This is a genomic window from Bradyrhizobium sp. CCBAU 11430, from assembly GCF_028128855.1.
Taxonomy (GTDB): Bacteria; Pseudomonadota; Alphaproteobacteria; order Rhizobiales; family Xanthobacteraceae; genus Bradyrhizobium; species Bradyrhizobium ottawaense.
Genome location: NZ_LBJV01000058.1, coordinates 1 through 14,870, shown reverse-complemented (window position 1 = coordinate 14,870; position 14,870 = coordinate 1). Strand labels below are relative to the sequence as shown.

The 14,870-nt window shown below is 64.4% G+C and carries 15 protein-coding genes; 5 read left to right on the top strand and 10 right to left on the bottom strand.

The features are described from left to right. Positions 1 to 18 precede the first annotated feature (18 nt). From XI04_RS18305 to pqqA, 9 genes are all read right to left on the bottom strand, one after another. On the bottom strand, positions 19 to 1,866 hold the full coding sequence (locus tag XI04_RS18305) for a 2-oxoacid:acceptor oxidoreductase subunit alpha (RefSeq protein ID WP_028145653.1): 1,848 nt from the start codon (positions 1,864 to 1,866) through the stop codon (positions 19 to 21). Further along, positions 1,836 to 3,635: an FAD-dependent oxidoreductase gene (locus tag XI04_RS18300; protein ID WP_028145652.1), complete on the bottom strand. Its 1,800-nt coding sequence runs from the start codon at positions 3,633 to 3,635 to the stop codon at positions 1,836 to 1,838. The genes XI04_RS18305 and XI04_RS18300 overlap by 31 nt, the downstream gene beginning before the upstream one ends. A 236-nt stretch (positions 3,636 to 3,871) precedes the next feature. Beyond that, positions 3,872 to 4,549 carry a DUF4286 family protein gene (locus XI04_RS18295; RefSeq protein ID WP_028145651.1) on the bottom strand — a complete coding sequence of 226 codons (678 nt, stop codon included), beginning with the start codon at positions 4,547 to 4,549 and terminating at the stop codon, positions 3,872 to 3,874. A 24-nt stretch (positions 4,550 to 4,573) separates the two neighbouring features. Next, positions 4,574 to 5,560, bottom strand: a complete 987-nt coding sequence (gene pip, locus XI04_RS18290; protein WP_028145650.1) for a prolyl aminopeptidase — start codon at positions 5,558 to 5,560, stop codon at positions 4,574 to 4,576. Continuing rightward, the gene (gene pqqE, locus XI04_RS18285; protein ID WP_028145649.1) at positions 5,550 to 6,749 is read right to left on the bottom strand and encodes a pyrroloquinoline quinone biosynthesis protein PqqE; all 1,200 of its coding nucleotides are present in this window, start codon (positions 6,747 to 6,749) and stop codon (positions 5,550 to 5,552) included. The genes pip and pqqE overlap by 11 nt, the downstream gene beginning before the upstream one ends. Beyond that, complete coding sequence (gene pqqD / locus XI04_RS18280; RefSeq protein ID WP_028145648.1) at positions 6,746 to 7,057, bottom strand: pyrroloquinoline quinone biosynthesis peptide chaperone PqqD; 312 nt, start codon at positions 7,055 to 7,057, stop codon at positions 6,746 to 6,748. The genes pqqE and pqqD overlap by 4 nt, the downstream gene beginning before the upstream one ends. Positions 7,058 to 7,069: 12 nt before the next feature. Beyond that, positions 7,070 to 7,849: a pyrroloquinoline-quinone synthase PqqC gene (gene pqqC, locus XI04_RS18275; RefSeq protein WP_028145647.1), complete on the bottom strand. Its 780-nt coding sequence runs from the start codon at positions 7,847 to 7,849 to the stop codon at positions 7,070 to 7,072. Then, positions 7,846 to 8,775, bottom strand: coding sequence for a pyrroloquinoline quinone biosynthesis protein PqqB (pqqB, locus tag XI04_RS18270; RefSeq protein WP_097668422.1), 930 nt, complete (start codon positions 8,773 to 8,775; stop codon positions 7,846 to 7,848). Before pqqB ends, pqqC begins: the two co-directional genes overlap by 4 nt. Before the next feature lie 118 nt (positions 8,776 to 8,893). Then, positions 8,894 to 8,974, bottom strand: coding sequence for a pyrroloquinoline quinone precursor peptide PqqA (gene pqqA, locus XI04_RS18265; protein WP_007595659.1), 81 nt, complete (start codon positions 8,972 to 8,974; stop codon positions 8,894 to 8,896). A gap of 249 nt (positions 8,975 to 9,223) precedes the next feature. Here pqqA and XI04_RS18260 point away from each other — a divergent pair, with 249 nt between their 5' ends. The 5 genes from XI04_RS18260 to tarD all read left to right on the top strand — a co-directional run bounded on the left by XI04_RS18260 (position 9,224) and on the right by tarD (position 13,122). Beyond that, positions 9,224 to 9,481 carry a DUF6894 family protein gene (locus XI04_RS18260; RefSeq protein WP_026202038.1) on the top strand — a complete coding sequence of 86 codons (258 nt, stop codon included), beginning with the start codon at positions 9,224 to 9,226 and terminating at the stop codon, positions 9,479 to 9,481. A 200-nt stretch (positions 9,482 to 9,681) separates the two neighbouring features. Continuing rightward, positions 9,682 to 11,082, top strand: a complete 1,401-nt coding sequence (locus tag XI04_RS18255; RefSeq protein WP_028145645.1) for an amidase family protein — start codon at positions 9,682 to 9,684, stop codon at positions 11,080 to 11,082. A 2-nt stretch (positions 11,083 to 11,084) separates the two neighbouring features. Further along, positions 11,085 to 11,561 (top strand): glutathione peroxidase, encoded by a 477-nt coding sequence (locus tag XI04_RS18250; protein WP_028145644.1) that lies wholly within the window; start codon positions 11,085 to 11,087, stop codon positions 11,559 to 11,561. Next, entirely contained in the window at positions 11,558 to 11,815 is a 258-nt protein-coding gene (locus XI04_RS18245) for a DUF3297 family protein (RefSeq protein ID WP_018318553.1), read from the top strand. Before XI04_RS18250 ends, XI04_RS18245 begins: the two co-directional genes overlap by 4 nt. A 137-nt stretch (positions 11,816 to 11,952) precedes the next feature. Then, a complete protein-coding gene (gene tarD, locus XI04_RS18240) occupies positions 11,953 to 13,122 on the top strand; it encodes a D(-)-tartrate dehydratase (protein WP_271610440.1) in 1,170 nt (389 codons plus the stop codon). A 172-nt stretch (positions 13,123 to 13,294) separates the two neighbouring features. Here tarD and XI04_RS18235 read toward each other — a convergent pair whose 3' ends face one another. After that, on the bottom strand, positions 13,295 to 14,647 hold the full coding sequence (locus XI04_RS18235; protein WP_028145642.1) for a malonyl-CoA decarboxylase: 1,353 nt from the start codon (positions 14,645 to 14,647) through the stop codon (positions 13,295 to 13,297). Positions 14,648 to 14,870: the final 223 nt, after the last annotated feature.

Below are 14,870 nucleotides of genomic sequence, written 5' to 3'. Positions count from 1 at the left end.
GAGAGAGCAACGCGTCGGTCATGACACGGCCTTGCGGAGCGGGGTCACCTTGAGGTGATCCTGGTGGTCGCCAATGGCTTTTGCGATGAAACGGGCGGTGATCGGCGAGCCGTCATAGTGCACGATCGGCACGAGGCGCACCGGGTCGATGCCGTTCTCGTTGACGATCAGCTGGCGGAGCTGGCTGTCGCGGTTCTGCTCGACGACGTAGACGAAATCGTGCTCGGCGAGGAAGCTCGCCACGCTCGAATGGAACGGGAAGGCGCGGATGCGCAGGCGGTCGAGCTGATGCCCGCGCGCTTCCAAAAGGCCGATCGCCTCGTCCATCGCCGGTGAGGTCGAGCCGAAATAGATCACGCCGTATTTGGTCGGCCGTTCCGCATTGGCCTGCAGCGGCCGCGGCACCAGGTCCTGCGCGGTCTCGAACTTGCGCATCAGGCGCTGCATGTTGTCGGCGTAGACCGAGCCTTCCTCGGAGTAGCGCGCATAGCGGTCGCGCGAGGTGCCGCGGGTGAAATAGGAGCCCTTGGTCGGGTGCGTGCCGGGATAGGTGCGGTAGGGGATGCCATCGCCGTCGACGTCGAGATAGCGGCCGAAGTCGCGCCCCTCTTCCAGCATCTCCTCGGTCATCACCTTGCCGCGGTCGTATTGCCTTGCGTCGTCCCATTTCAGCGGGCGGCAGAGCCGGTGGTTCATGCCGATGTCGAGGTCGAGCATCAGGAAGATCGTGGTCTGGATACGCTCGGCGAGATCGAACGCGGCGGCCGCGAATTCGAAGGCCTCGGCGGGATCCTCGGGGAACAGCAGCACATGCTTGGTGTCGCCGTGCGAAGCATAGGCGCAGGCGATGATGTCGCATTGCTGGGTGCGGGTCGGCATGCCCGTCGAGGGGCCGGCGCGCTGGATGTTCATGATCACGGCCGGGATCTCGGCGAAGTATGAGAGGCCGATGAACTCGGTCATCAGGGAGATGCCGGGGCCTGACGTCGCGGTGAAGGCGCGGGCGCCGTTCCAGGACGCGCCGATGACGATGCCAATCGAGGCCAGCTCGTCCTCACCCTGGACGATGGCGTATTTCGCCTTGCCGGTCTCAGGATCGTGCCGGTATTTCTTGCAGTGCGCGGTGAAGGCTTCGGCCACCGAGGAGGACGGCGTGATCGGATACCACGCGCATACCGTGGCGCCGCCATAGACGGCGCCGAGCGCGGCGGCGCTGTTGCCCTCGATGAAGATGCGGTCGCCGACCTTGTCCGACTTTTTCACCCTGAGGCCAATCGGGCATTTCAAATTCTGCAGCGCCCAGTCGCGCCCCAAATGCAGCGCATGGACGTTGGAGGAGAGCAGCTTTTCCTTGCCCTTGTACTGCTCGCCGATCAGCTGCTCGATCAGCTTCGGGTCCATGTCGAGCAGCGCCGAGAGTGCGCCGAGATAGATGATGTTCTTGAACAGCTGGCGCTGGCGCGGATCGGTGTAGGTCGAGTTGGTGATGGCGGTGAGCGGCACGCCGATTACGGTGATATCGTCGCGGAATTTGGTCGACGGCATCGGCTTGGTGGAATCGTAGAACAGATAGCCGCCGGGCTCGATGCCGGCCACGTCCTTGTCCCAGGTCTGCGGGTTCATCGCCACCATCATGTCGACGCCGCCGCGGGCGCCGAGATGGCCGTCCTCGGTCACCCGCACCTCGTACCAGGTCGGCAGGCCCTGGATGTTGGAGGGGAAGATGTTGCGTGGGGACACCGGGACGCCGTGGCGCAGGATCGCGCGCGCGAACATCTCGTTGGCGCTGGCCGAGCCCGAGCCGTTGACGTTGGCGAAGCGGACGACGAAGTCGTTTACGCTGCTGATCGGCTTTTTGTCGGGCATGTCGAACCTGCGTGGGTCATCTCGATGAAATATTTTTGCATGTCCCAGGCGCCGGTGGGACAACGCTCGGCGCACAGCCCGCAATGCAGGCAGACGTCCTCGTCCTTCACCATTACGCGCCCGGTTTTGAGATCCGAGGAGACGTAGAGGTCCTGGTCCGGATGCGGCGAGGGTGCCTTCAGGCGCTGGCGCAAATCGCTTTCTTCGCCGTTGCCGGTGAAGGTGATGCAATCCATCGGGCAGATGTCGGCGCAGGCATCGCACTCGATGCAGAGCGAGGTCGAGAACACGGTCTGGACGTCACAATTCAGGCAGCGCTCGGCTTCGCCCAACGCCAGCTTGACGTCGTAGCCGAGCTCGACCTCGGCGCGGATGTCCTTCAGCGCGATCACCTTGTCGCGATGCGGCACCTTGTAGCGTTTGTCGATCGAGATGTCGTTGTCATAGCTCCATTCGTGGATGCCCATCTTCTGCGATGAGACATGCACGTCGGGCAGCGGACGCTCGGTAATGTCCTCGCCCGAGAGCATCTTGTGGATCGACAGCGCGGCGTCATGGCCGTGCGCCACCGCCCAGATGATGTTCTTCGGGCCGAATGCAGCATCGCCGCCGAAGAACACCTTTGGATTGGTCGAGGCGAATGTCTTGGGATCGACCTTGGGCATGTGCCATTTGTCGAACTCGATGCCGCAATCCTGCTCGATCCAGGGGAAGGCGTTCTCCTGGCCGACTGCGACCAGCACGTCGTCGCAGGGAATGGTCTGATCGGGGTCGCCCGAAGGCACGAGGTTACGGCGGCCTTTGGCGTCAAATTCGGCTTTGACGTGCTGGAAGGTGACGCCGATGAGCTTGCCGGCGACGTGCTTGAATGCCACCGGCACCATGTAATTGAGGATCGGAATATCCTCGTGGATTGCGTCCTCCTTCTCCCACGGCGAGGCCTTCATCTCCTCGAAGCCGGAGCGCACGATCACCGTGACTTTCTCGCCGCCGAGGCGGCGCGCGGTGCGGCAGCAATCCATCGCGGTGTTGCCGCCGCCGAGCACGATCACGCGCTTGCCGATCTTGTCGACATGGCCGAATGACACGTTGGCCAGCCATTCGATACCGATATGGATGTTGCCCGCCGCTTCCTTGCGGCCGGGAATGTCGAGCTCGCGGCCGCGCGGTGCGCCGGAGCCGACGAAGATCGCGTCGTATTTCTCCGCGAGCAGCGACTTCATGCTCTCGATGCGGTGGCTGCCCTTGAAGTCGACGCCGAGACCCAGGATGTAGCCGGTCTCCTCGTCGATCACCGAATTGGGCAGGCGGAATTTCGGGATCTGCGTGCGCATCATGCCGCCGGCTTCGGGATCGGCATCGAACACGGTGCAGTGATAGCCGAGCGGCGCCAGATCGCGCGCCACCGTCAGCGAGGCGGGGCCGCCACCGACGAAGGCGACGCGCTTGCCGTTCTTCGGCGAGGGGCGCGGCAGGCGCTGCCTGATGTCGTCCTTGAAATCGGCGGCGACGCGCTTGAGCCGGCAGATCGCGACCGGCGTCTCCTCGACGCGTCCGCGGCGGCACGCCGGCTCGCATGGACGATCGCAGGTGCGTCCCAGAATTCCGGGAAACACGTTCGATTTCCAATTGATCATATAGGCGTCGCTGTAGCGGCCTTGTGCGATCAGTCGGATATATTCGGGAACCGGGGTGTGCGCAGGACAGGCCCATTGGCAATCGACCACTTTGTGAAAGTAGTCGGGGGCCGCGATATCGGTCGGTTTCATTCCTACCCTGTCCGCGCAGGCTCAAAGACCCGGCGGCCTCTTCTGAGCTTGGCGAACGCTTAACGCGCTGCGATCTGGTTTCTGAATGACGTCATTGGGTTAGCTTATTAGAACCTTTCCGAAGTACAACGGCAAAGTTCGGCGCGTCCCCGCTTTCATGGGAGCTACGCGCGCACAGCATTAACGGCCGTGCGCGATGCGCGTGCGGTGCAATATGTTGCGATGCAGATGGTTGTTCAGCCGCGCGCGATATCGCTCTTCGCGAGATCCCACATCAGGCTGTAAGTCCCGACCGAGACGGGCAGCGGGAAGGGTGATGCGGCAGGGCCGGTGAAGCGCTCGGCGATCACGGCCGAGACAGCGCCGACATGCGTGCCGTCGATCAGCACGAACCAGTCGCGGACGCCTTCGTTGCGCACCGCCGGAATGTCCGCTGTCGCGCCGGACAATTCCGGCTCGCTCTCGAGCAGATGCATGGAGATGATGCCGTCGCGCTTCTCCGGCGCCAGCTTCTCTTGCAGTGCATCACGCCATGCGCCGGCATTGTCGGGCGTCGGCCGCAGGCGCACCACGCCGAGCGCAGCGCCGCGGCCGGTGCCGTTGCTGATGGTAATGCGAGCGACGACACGGAGCATGTCCTTGAAATGCGCCATGCTCCGCCGCGACCATTCGGTCTGGTTGGCCAGCCGCGCCCGATAGGCGGGACTGTCGAGCACGTCGAGCGTCGCGGTCGAGTACAGCGAGAGATATTTGGGATTGGCGGCATGCGCGACATAGCGCCGCGCTTCCAGAAAGCCCTCGATCGCGACGCGCTCTTCCAGATGTTCGCGATCGTACCAGCGGTTGAAATCGGCCTCATTGCCTGCGTCGATGTTCATCGACGTCAGCAGCATGCCCTTTCCGGCGAGCGGCATTTTCTTGTTGTCCTTTTTCGCGCATTAGCGCGCGGCCTTCGACGCAAGGTCGGCAATCGACTTCATCACCGCATCCCTCACGCCGGCATCATAGAGCGAATGTCCGGCTTCTTCCACGAGGCGAATCTCGGAACCCGGCCAAACTTTCGCGAGCGTGTGTGATGTCTCAGGAGGGCACAACAGGTCGTAGCGGCCCTGCACGATAATGCCGGGAATGCCGGCGAGCCGGTCCGCGTTCCGCAGCAGCTGGTCTTGGTTCATGAAGGAGTTGTTGATGAAATAATGTGCCTCCATGAACGGCGTCGCCGGCAGCGTGCGCCACACGTTCAGTGACGCCAGGTCCAGCCGCGTCTTCGCCGCCTTGTGCTCCGACAGGGCTCGCTCGGTATCGTGCCAGGCGCGGGCCGCAGGTCCGTGAATGGCCGGATCGGCATCGAGGATGCGGCGATAATAGGCTTCCACCGGGCGTGCGCGTTCCCCGGGCGGCAGCACGCTCAGAAAATCCTCGTAGAGCGCGGGATAGAATTGCGGCAGGCGCACCGTGAAGGCCGTCTCGACCTCTGCCCGCGTGCCCAGAAAGGTCGCGCGGAGCGCAATGCCGGAGATGCGCTCCGGATGGGCCTGCGCGTACGCCAGCGCCAGCGTCGCGCCCCAGGAGCCGCCGACGACCATCCAGCGTTCGAAGCCGAACTTGTCGCGGATCATCTCCATGTCCGCGATCAGATGTTCCGTGGTGTTGTGCTCGCGCGATCCCTTGGGACGGCTGCGGCCGCAGCCGCGCTGGTCGAACAGCACGGCGCAGAAGCGATCAGGGTCGAACAGCCGGCGATGATCGGGCTGGCATCCGCTGCCGGGCCCGCCGTGCAGGTAGACCGCGGGAATGCCGCCGCTGCGACCGACGCTCTCGACATAGAGCTCATGGCCGTCGCCGACGTCGAGCATGTCGGAGGTCAGCGGCGCAAAGGGATCAGCGCGCCTCGCCGCTGTGCCTGCGTCGGCGTCAGGCCCCATTCTCGGATTCCAGGGTGCCGCCGGCGAAGTTGCGATAGAGGAAGCGGCTGGTCTCGCCCTCGGCCTCACGCTCGGCCTGCTTGAAGATGGTTTCGTGCAGCGGCGACAGCGCGCAGGCCGGATCGGTGTTGGCGGCATCGCCGGTCAGCGCAAAGGCCTGGCAGCGGCAGCCGCCGAAATCGATCTCGCGGAATTCGCAAGACTTGCACGGCTCCTTCATCCAGCCGGTGCCGCGATAGCGGTTGAAGGCCTCGGAGTTCTGCCAGATCCAGGCGATCGAATGGTTGGAGCGCACCGACTCGAAGTCGAGCCCGGTGATGCTCTCGGCGGCGTGGCAGGGCAGCACCTTGCCGGCGGGCGAGATGTTGAAGAACTGACGGCCCCAGCCGCCCATGCATTTCTTCGGCCGCAGCGCGTAGTAATCGGGAACGACGTAGTCGATCGCAAGCGTGCCCTTCAGCCGTTCGCGCGCCTCCTCGACGAGGCGGGTACATTCGTCGAGCTGCGCCACCGTCGGCATCAGCGCGGCGCGGTTCTTCAACGCCCAGCCGTAATACTGCACATTGGCGACCTCGAGCCGGTCGGCGTCGAGATCGACGGACATCTGGATGATGTCAGGCAGCTGGTGCAAATTCTGCCGGTGCATCACCGCGTTCACGGTGAGCGGCAAATCGAGCTCGCGCGTCCACTTTGCGACCTCGAGCTTCTTGCGGTGGCCGCCCTTGTAGCCGGCGACGCGATCGGCGAGGCCTTCCTCGATGCCCTGGAACGAGATCTGCACATGGCAGAGCCCGGCATCGGCGAGATCGCTGAGCTTCTCGCGCGTCAGCAGTACGGCCGAGGTGATCAGGTTGGTGTAGAGGCCGACGTCGCTGGCATGCTTGACGAGGTCGACGAGGTCCTTGCGCGCCGTCGGCTCGCCGCCGGAGAAATGCACCTGCAGCACGCCGATCTCGGCGAGCTCGCTCAAGACCTTCTTCCATTCCTCGGTGGTCAGCTCCTTGCCCGAGCGATCGAGCTCCACCGGGTTGGAGCAGTAGGGGCATTGCAGCGGGCAGCGATGGGTGATCTCCAGCAGCACCGCGAGCGGAATGCCAAAAGTCTCCGCTGTCGAGCGCTGCTTCTCCAGCACCGCGAGGCTGTCGCTGGCGTTGGGCGGGACGGTGGGATTGCCGAGCACATCGCTCATGACGTCTTCTCCCGGGCTTCCGTGAGAAAGCCCTTGTCGGCGAGATCCTGCAGCATGACGATGACATCGGCCAGGATCGCCTCGCGCGGCGCGGCGTATTTGACCGCCAACGCGTCCGCAATGTCGCCGACGCTGCGCTCGCCGTTGCAGAGCTGCAGGACCTCGACTGCGATCTCGTCCGGGGCCAGAACACGTTCCGGCGCCAGGATCACCCAGACCTTTCGCGTCTCGTCATATTTCAGCTTGGCATGCCGCGGCAGCACCGGGCGGCTTGCCTCGCTGACGCTGATGTTCCGCGGCCCGGCCATTCCAGTTCCTCTTCAGTTCGCTTTGGGCACGAACGCGCCCGGCGGAATGTTGCCCTCGACATAGGCGTGCTGGAGCGCGTCGAGCTGCACCCATAGCACGTTGGTCTTGAAGATCAGCGCGTTGCAGACGGAGGCGCGCTCTTCCGGCGTCCTTGCATGCGCCTTGACATAGTCGAGCGCAAAGCCGGCATCGCGCGGCGCCTGGGTCAGGCGACGCTTGAAGTAGCTCATGATGTCAGGATTGACGAAATCATAGTGCTCCAGCATGCCGGAGATGCGTTCTTCATGCAGATTTGGCGCGAACAGCTCGGTAAGCGAGGAGGCGATCGCCTCCAGCGGGCTCTTCTCGCGGCAGTAGTGGACGTAGGCTTCGACCGCGAAGCGCGTCGCCGGCAAGATGCCTTCGGTCGATTCCACGTAAGCCGTGTCGAGCCCGAGTCCTTCCGTCAGCTTGATCCAGCGCTCGATGCCGCCCTCGGAGCCGACATCGCCGTCATGGTCCTCGATGCGATGGCGCCATTCCAGGCGCGTGGCGCGGTCGCGGAAGCGCGAGATCACCACCGCGTCCTTGATCGGGATGGTGCTCTGGTAATAGTAGCGGTTCAGCGCCCAGGCCTGCACCTGGCCCTTGTTCAGCTTGCCGCCGTGCAGCAGCTTATGGAACGGATGCAGGCTGTGATAGCGCGTCGCCCCGATATGGCGCAGCGCCGCCTCCAGCTCCTCGGCGCTCGTGAGCTTGATGTCCTTGCCGATCGAGAGCGCAGTCATTCCAGTCATTGACGCCGCATTCACAGCACGATCTCCGTTCCATCCGCCGGTATCTGCCAGCCCGCCGCCTCAGCGGCCTTGCGCTCGGGTGAGGCAGGCAGCAGCGCCGGGTTCGAGTTATTGATATGCAGAAATATCTTCCTGTCGATAGCAAGGTCGGCCAGCCGTGCGATGGCGCCGTCCTGGCCGGACATGGCGACATGTCCCATGCTCTTGCCGGTCTTGTGGCCGAGCCCGCATTTGATCATCTCGTCGTCCTGCCAGACCGTGCCGTCGAAGAACACGAGCGAAGCGCCGTCGATTTCGGCCTTCAGCGCGTCGGTCACCTCGGCGCACGCCGCGATGAAGTAGAAGCACTTGCCGGTCGCCTTGTCGGTGATCTTCAGGCCCAGCGTGTCGCCGTCGCCGCTCTCGCCACCGGGATGCGCCTTGCCTTCCAGATACCAGGCCGACTTGCCGGGGACTGCGAAGGCCAGCACTTCCAGCCCGGAGCGCGCGCCATCCGGTAGCCGCGGTTCGAACGGCTCGCTGATGTCGATCGGCTGGCGCCGCACGTTCTTTTCGTTCAGCACGTCGAAGATGCTGTTGCTCTTCAGGATCGCCAGCACCTTCTCGTGCGCATAGACCGTGAAGGGCGAGCCCTCGCGCATCGAGAGCAGGCCTGCCACCGCATCCACCTCGCTGTTGGTCAGGATAACGCCTGCGATCGGCGTATGGCGCAGCGCGCCCGCTTTGGGGTGCAGCTGCGGCGTGGCATTCAATTGCTGCCGCAGGTCCGGGGAGGCATTGATCAGGAACCAGTGCTCGCCGTCGCCGCTGAAGGCGACCGAGGCTTGGGTTCTCAAGAGTTCATGGCCGTTCTCACGGGCCGCCCGGCAGCCCTCGCAGCCGCAATTCCATTGCGGCACTCCGCCGCCGGCTGCGGCGCCCAGGACGACGACGCGAAGCATGATCCGTCTCCTGGAAGCAACGTCACGGAGGTGGATCTCAGGCCGACACGATTTCCATCATTCGGAAACCGGTCGTGACCGAAAGATCCACCTGCGCTGAACGCAGATCACCAACCGCTTACTTGCGGGTGGCGCTCACGTACATGTTGATTTCCATGCCGCAGGGCACTTCGACGATCTTCGGGGCTTTCCAGGCCATTTTGGCACTCCATTTTCGCGAATTCGGACGTATCCGCCCACCCGTTAAATTAATGCGCGCCGAGAAGTTCGCCAGTGAAATTTTCCCGAGAAGCCCATGTTGCGCCGCGAAAAAAAGCCCTCGGGAACACCACTTCTGGGGCGCTGCCTTGCGTTCGGCGCATTCGGTCGCGAACCCTGTCCTGATAAAGCAGTTGTGAGTGCAGTGCAGCTTTCAATCCGGTACAGGCGACCCAACTGGATTTCGATGATGCCCAGATACTACTTCAACACCCGTATCGGCGACGAACTGATCGTGGATCCCGAAGGCGAGGACCTGCGCAACCCCGACCGCGCCTGGGAGGTCGCCCGCCAGATGATCCTGGAGGTGGTGAAATCCGAGGGCACCCAGCGCGCCCTGCTGGACGCCGTGATCGAGGTGACCGACGCCGAAGGCGAGATCGTGCTGGAGTTCCCCTTCACCGAGGCGCTGCTGGACATCCCGGACGCGTCCGCGACGCGGCACTAGCCCCCACTCTCTCCCTGTCATTGGCCCTTGCGACGAAGCAATCCAGACTGCCTCCGCGGAGGGATTTCTCGATTGCTTCGCTGCGCTCGCAATTCAATGACGAGGGACCACCCGGCGCCTCAGCGCCTTCGCCCCTGCGAAATCCGCATGGCTTTGCCGCGTTCCCGGCGCTAAAAGACGCCGGTTACACGGAGCAAGCCATGCAAGATCTCTGGCGCCTGTCGGCTGCCGACCTCGCCACCCTCGTCAAGTCCAAAAAGGTGTCCGCCAGGGAGGCCGCTAAGGCCGGTCTCGCCCGCCTGGACGCCGTCAATCCCCAGCTCAATGCGGTGATCGACCACCGGCCGGACGACGTGCTCAAGCAGGCCGACGCCGTCGATGCCGCCATCGCGCGGGGCGAGGACCCCGGCGTGCTCGCCGGCGTGCCCGTCACCATCAAGGCCAATGTCGACCAGGAGGGCTTTGCCACCACCAACGGCCTCAAGCTCCAGCGCGATTTGATCGCGCGCGAGGACAATCCGGTGGTCGCCAATTTCCGCAAAGCCGGCGCCATCCTGCTCGGCCGCACCAATTGCCCGGCCTTCTCCTATCGCTGGTTCACCACCAACCTCGTCCATGGCGACACCAAGAACCCGCGTGACGCCTCTCTGACCCCGGGCGGCTCGTCCGGCGGCGCCGGTTCGGCGGTCGCGGCCGGCATCGGCCACATCGCCCACGGCACCGACATCGCCGGCTCGATCCGCTACCCCGCCTATGCCTGCGGTGTGCACGGCCTGCGCCCGACGCTGGGCCGCATCCCCGCCTTCAATCCGGCACTGCCGGAGCGCCCGATCGGACCGCAGATCATGGCGGTCTCGGGTCCGCTGGCGCGCACCGTCAACGACCTCAGGATTTCACTGGCTGCGATGTCGGCCCGCGACATCCGCGATCCCTGGTACGCACCAGTGCCGCTGGAAGGCCCAGCACGGGACAAGCGCGCCGCGCTCTGCCTCAATCCGGACGGCCTTGCCACCACGCCCGAAGTGAAGGCGGCGGTGATCGATGCGGGCAAGCGCCTCGAGCGTGCCGGCTGGACGGTCGAGACGATCGAAAACACGCCGTCGATGCGCGAGGCGGTCGAGTGGCAGATCAAGCTTTGGCTCGGCGACGGCTATGAAGCGCAGCTGGAGATGGCCGAGCGCGAGGGCGATCCCGGTGCGCTGGCGTGCCTGCGCGGCAATCGCGGCAGGGTCACGCCGATGGATCAGGCCAATTACGCCAAGGCGCTGACGCGGCGGGCCACTCTGACCCGCGACTGGATGCTGTTCTTCGAAAAATACGCGGTGCTGCTGACGCCGGTGTCCGGCGAGCTGCCGTTCCCCGATCATCTCGATCGCAAGGACGATGAGTCCTTCAAGCGCGTCTGGGAAGCGCAGCTGCCGCAGATCGCCATTCCCTTCATGGGTCTGCCGGGCCTCGTGGTCTCCACGGGTCTGGTCGGCAAGGCGCCCGTCGGCGTGCACATCGTCTCCGGCCGCTACCGCGAAGACCTCTGCCTGCTCGCAGGCGAAGCGATCGAGGCGGGCGGCGTGCCGCCGTCGCCGATCGATCCCGTGGGTTAGCGATGTCCGCGATCTACGATTTCAAGGCCAACTCGCTTGCGGGTGAGGAGGTTGCGCTCCGCCGCTTCGAGGGGCAGGTGCTCCTGATCGTCAACACCGCGAGCAAATGCGGCTTCACGCCGCAATATCGCGGTCTGGAGGATCTGCATCGCGATCTCTCGCCGCGCGGCTTCTCCGTGCTCGGCTTTCCCTGCAACCAGTTCGGCGCGCAGGAGCCGGGGCAGGCGAGCGAGATCCAGGCGTTCTGCTCGACCAATTACGACGTCACCTTTCCCTTGTTCGAGAAGATCGACGTCAACGGCGCCCATGCGCACCCTCTGTATGAGTACCTGAAACACCAGCAATCGGGCTTGTTAGGGGCCTCCATCAAATGGAATTTCACCAAATTCCTGGTGGACCGTCAGGGCCGCGTAATCGCGCGCTACGCGCCGACCGCACGGCCCGAAGGATTGCGGAATCAAATCGAGACCCTGTTATGAGCGAGACAATCATGAGCGACGAATTTCCGGACCGCCTGTCGGTCGATCCGAACAGCCCCTATTACAACGCAGACATCCTGGCGCGCGACGTCGGCATCCGCTTCAAGGGCGTCGAGAAGACCAATGTCGAGGAATACTGCATCAGCGAAGGCTGGGTCCGCGTCACCGCCGGCAACGCCAAGGACCGCCACGGCAACCCGCTGACCATCAAGGTGCACGGGCCGGTGGAGCCGTATTTCAGGGATAAGAAGTGACGGCGAAGCCGTCATTCCGGGGCGATGCGAAGCATCGAACCCGGAATCTCGAGATTCCCCGGTGCGCAATTGCGCACCTGAGGTCAGGTCCTTCGGACCATCCCGGAATGACGGGCTAACAAATCGAAAGGCCCCCCATGTCCGTCCGCATCGTCGACGTCCGCGAGATCACCAAGCCGATCTCATCGCCGATCCGCAACGCCTATATCGACTTCACCAAGATGACGACGAGCCTCGTCGCCGTCGTCACCGACGTCGTTCGCGACGGCAAGCGCGTGATCGGCTACGGCTTCAACTCCAACGGCCGTTACGGGCAGGGCGGCCTGATCCGTGAGCGTTTTGCCTCGCGCATCACCGAGGCCGATCCGAAGTCGCTGCTGAATGCGGCCGGCGACAATCTCGACCCCGACAAGGTCTGGGGCGCGATGATGACCAACGAGAAGCCCGGCGGCCACGGCGAGCGCTCGGTCGCAGTCGGCACCATCGACATGGCGGTGTGGGACGCGGTGGCGAAGATCGCGGGCAAGCCGCTGTTTCGCCTGCTCGCCGAACGGCACGGCGTCAAAGCCAATCCGCGCGTGTTCGTCTACGCCGCCGGCGGCTATTACTATCCCGGCAAGGACCTCTCGATGCTGCGCGGTGAGATGCGCGGCTATCTCGATCGCGGCTACAACGTCGTGAAGATGAAGATCGGCGGCGCGCCAATTGAAGAAGACCGCACCCGCATCGAGGCGGTGCTGAAGGAGATCGGCAAGGACGCCCAGCTCGCCGTCGACGCCAATGGCCGCTTCAACCTGGAGACCGGCATCGCCTATGCCAAGATGCTGCGCGACTATCCCTTGTTCTGGTACGAGGAAGTCGGCGATCCCCTCGACTACGCGCTGCAGGCCGCGCTCGCCGAATTCTATCCAGGCCCGATGGCCACAGGCGAGAATCTCTTCAGCCACCAGGACGCCCGCAATCTGATCCGCTACGGCGGCATGCGCCCCGATCGCGACTGGCTGCAATTCGACTGCGCGCTGTCCTACGGCCTGTGCGAATACCAGCGCACGCTGGAGGTGCTGAAAACCCACGGCTGGTCCCCCAGCCGCTGCATCCCGCACGGCGGCCACCAGATGTCGCTCAACATCGCCGCCGGCCTCGGCTTAGGCGGCAACGAGAGCTACCCCGACCTGTTCCAGCCCTACGGCGGCTTCCCGGATGGCGTTGGCGTCGAGAACGGCCACATCACCATGCCGGACCTTCCGGGCATCGGTTTTGAAGGCAAGTCGGATCTCTACAACGAGATGAAGGCGCTGGCGGAGTAGGGTCGAGGCGTCTCCAACAACTCGGTGTCGTCCCCGCGAACGCGGGGACCCATAACCCCAAGAGAGGTTATGGAGCGGGCCGGCAACTCCGAATCTTCGCCAAACCCAACCCTGTGGCTATGGGTCCCGGATCAGCGCTTCGCTTGTCCGGGACGACGACTGAGTTTGCGGCTTACGACAATCGCATGTCCAGCAGCCGCCTTCCTTCGCCCTTCAGCAGCTTCTTCACGGCGCTCGACGCCACCACCTCGCCGTCATTCGCGTAGGCCTCGTGGTTTTTCTCGATGTCGTCGAGGCGATAGAGGTAGTTGACCATCACGCCGGCGGATTCCCGCACGCCCTTCGGCGAGAGATCGCCGAGCCAGTTGATGCGCTCCAGCCTTGCGCCGTTGCCGAGATGGAAGCGGGCGACGGAATCGATCAGCTTGCCCTTCGGCGTGCGCGCCTTGAGGAAGTAGTGCGCCGCGAGCGGCTCGATCACGGCGCGGAGCTGTGCCGTCGTCTCGGGGCTCTCGAACCATTTGGGGTCGTCGAGGCGCTTCAGCACCTCGCGGTCCTCGTCCGACAGCGGCAGGTCCTTGTCCTGCTTCAGCCATGGCATGAAACCCGGCACCGGCGACAGCGTCACGAAAGTGTCGAGCTTGGGCGTTTCGCGGCGCAGCTCCTCGACCACCTGCTTGATCAGGAAGCTGCCGAAGGAGATGCCGCCAAGACCGCGCTGGGTGTTGGAGATCGAATAGAACACGGCGGTGCGCGCGCGCTCGATCGGCAGATACTGGCGATCGACCGCGAGCAGCGGCGCGATCGCGCCGGGGATCGTCTCGGTCAGCGCCACCTCGACGAAAATCAAGGGCTCGTCGACCATCGCGGGATGGAAGAAGGCGTAGCAGCGGCGGTCGACCGGATCGATGCGGCGGCGCAGATCGTCCCAGTCGGAGATCTCGTGCACGGCCTCGTAGCGGATGATTTTTTCGAGGATGTTGGCCGGGGTCGACCAGTCAATCCTGCGCAGCACGAGAAACCCCCTGTTGAACCACGAAGAGAGAAGATGCGAGACGTCGCGATCGAGCGCGGCGAGCTCGGTGTGGCCGTTCATCATGCCGAGCAGATCGGCGCGCATGTTGACGAGATCGCCGGTGCCGCCGGGCGCGCGGTTGAGGCGGCGGATCAGCTCCTGCCGCCGCGGCTCCGAGGCGAAATGCAGCGAGCTCGCGTCCTCGTCGCTCGGCGCGGCGCGCCATTTCTCGATCGCCTTGGACAGGCGCTCCCGGTCCGGGCCGAAATCGCGCACCAGTCCGTCGAAGAAGGCGCGGCGTCCCGCCGCATCCAGCTCCCGGTAGATGTCGAGCACCTCACGCGCGATGGCGATGCCCGATGCCTCGCCCCGGCCCGACAGCAGCGCGTCGCAGAGATCGATCAGCCCGTCGGCGTCCCGTCTGGTGTCGGCGGAATCTCCCCGACGAAGCAGCGTGCGGCCGCGCTCGGAGATCGTGGCGAGCAGGTCGGAGAAGAAGGCGTTGGCCATCGGGACTTTCGTGTCGGGTTTGTGCGTTGCGGAAGCTTACACGGGATTTGGGCAGAAACCGATCACAATCAAGCGGAGGAATGCGGCAACTTTAGTTGGGCCGTGCGTCTGGAGAATGCCGGCATGCCTGCCTTTGCGGCAATGCCACCGAGGGCCCCCCTACCGTAGCAACCATTAAAGCACGCCCGATTTCCGCGAGCATGACGCCGTGCTTGCGGCCGTC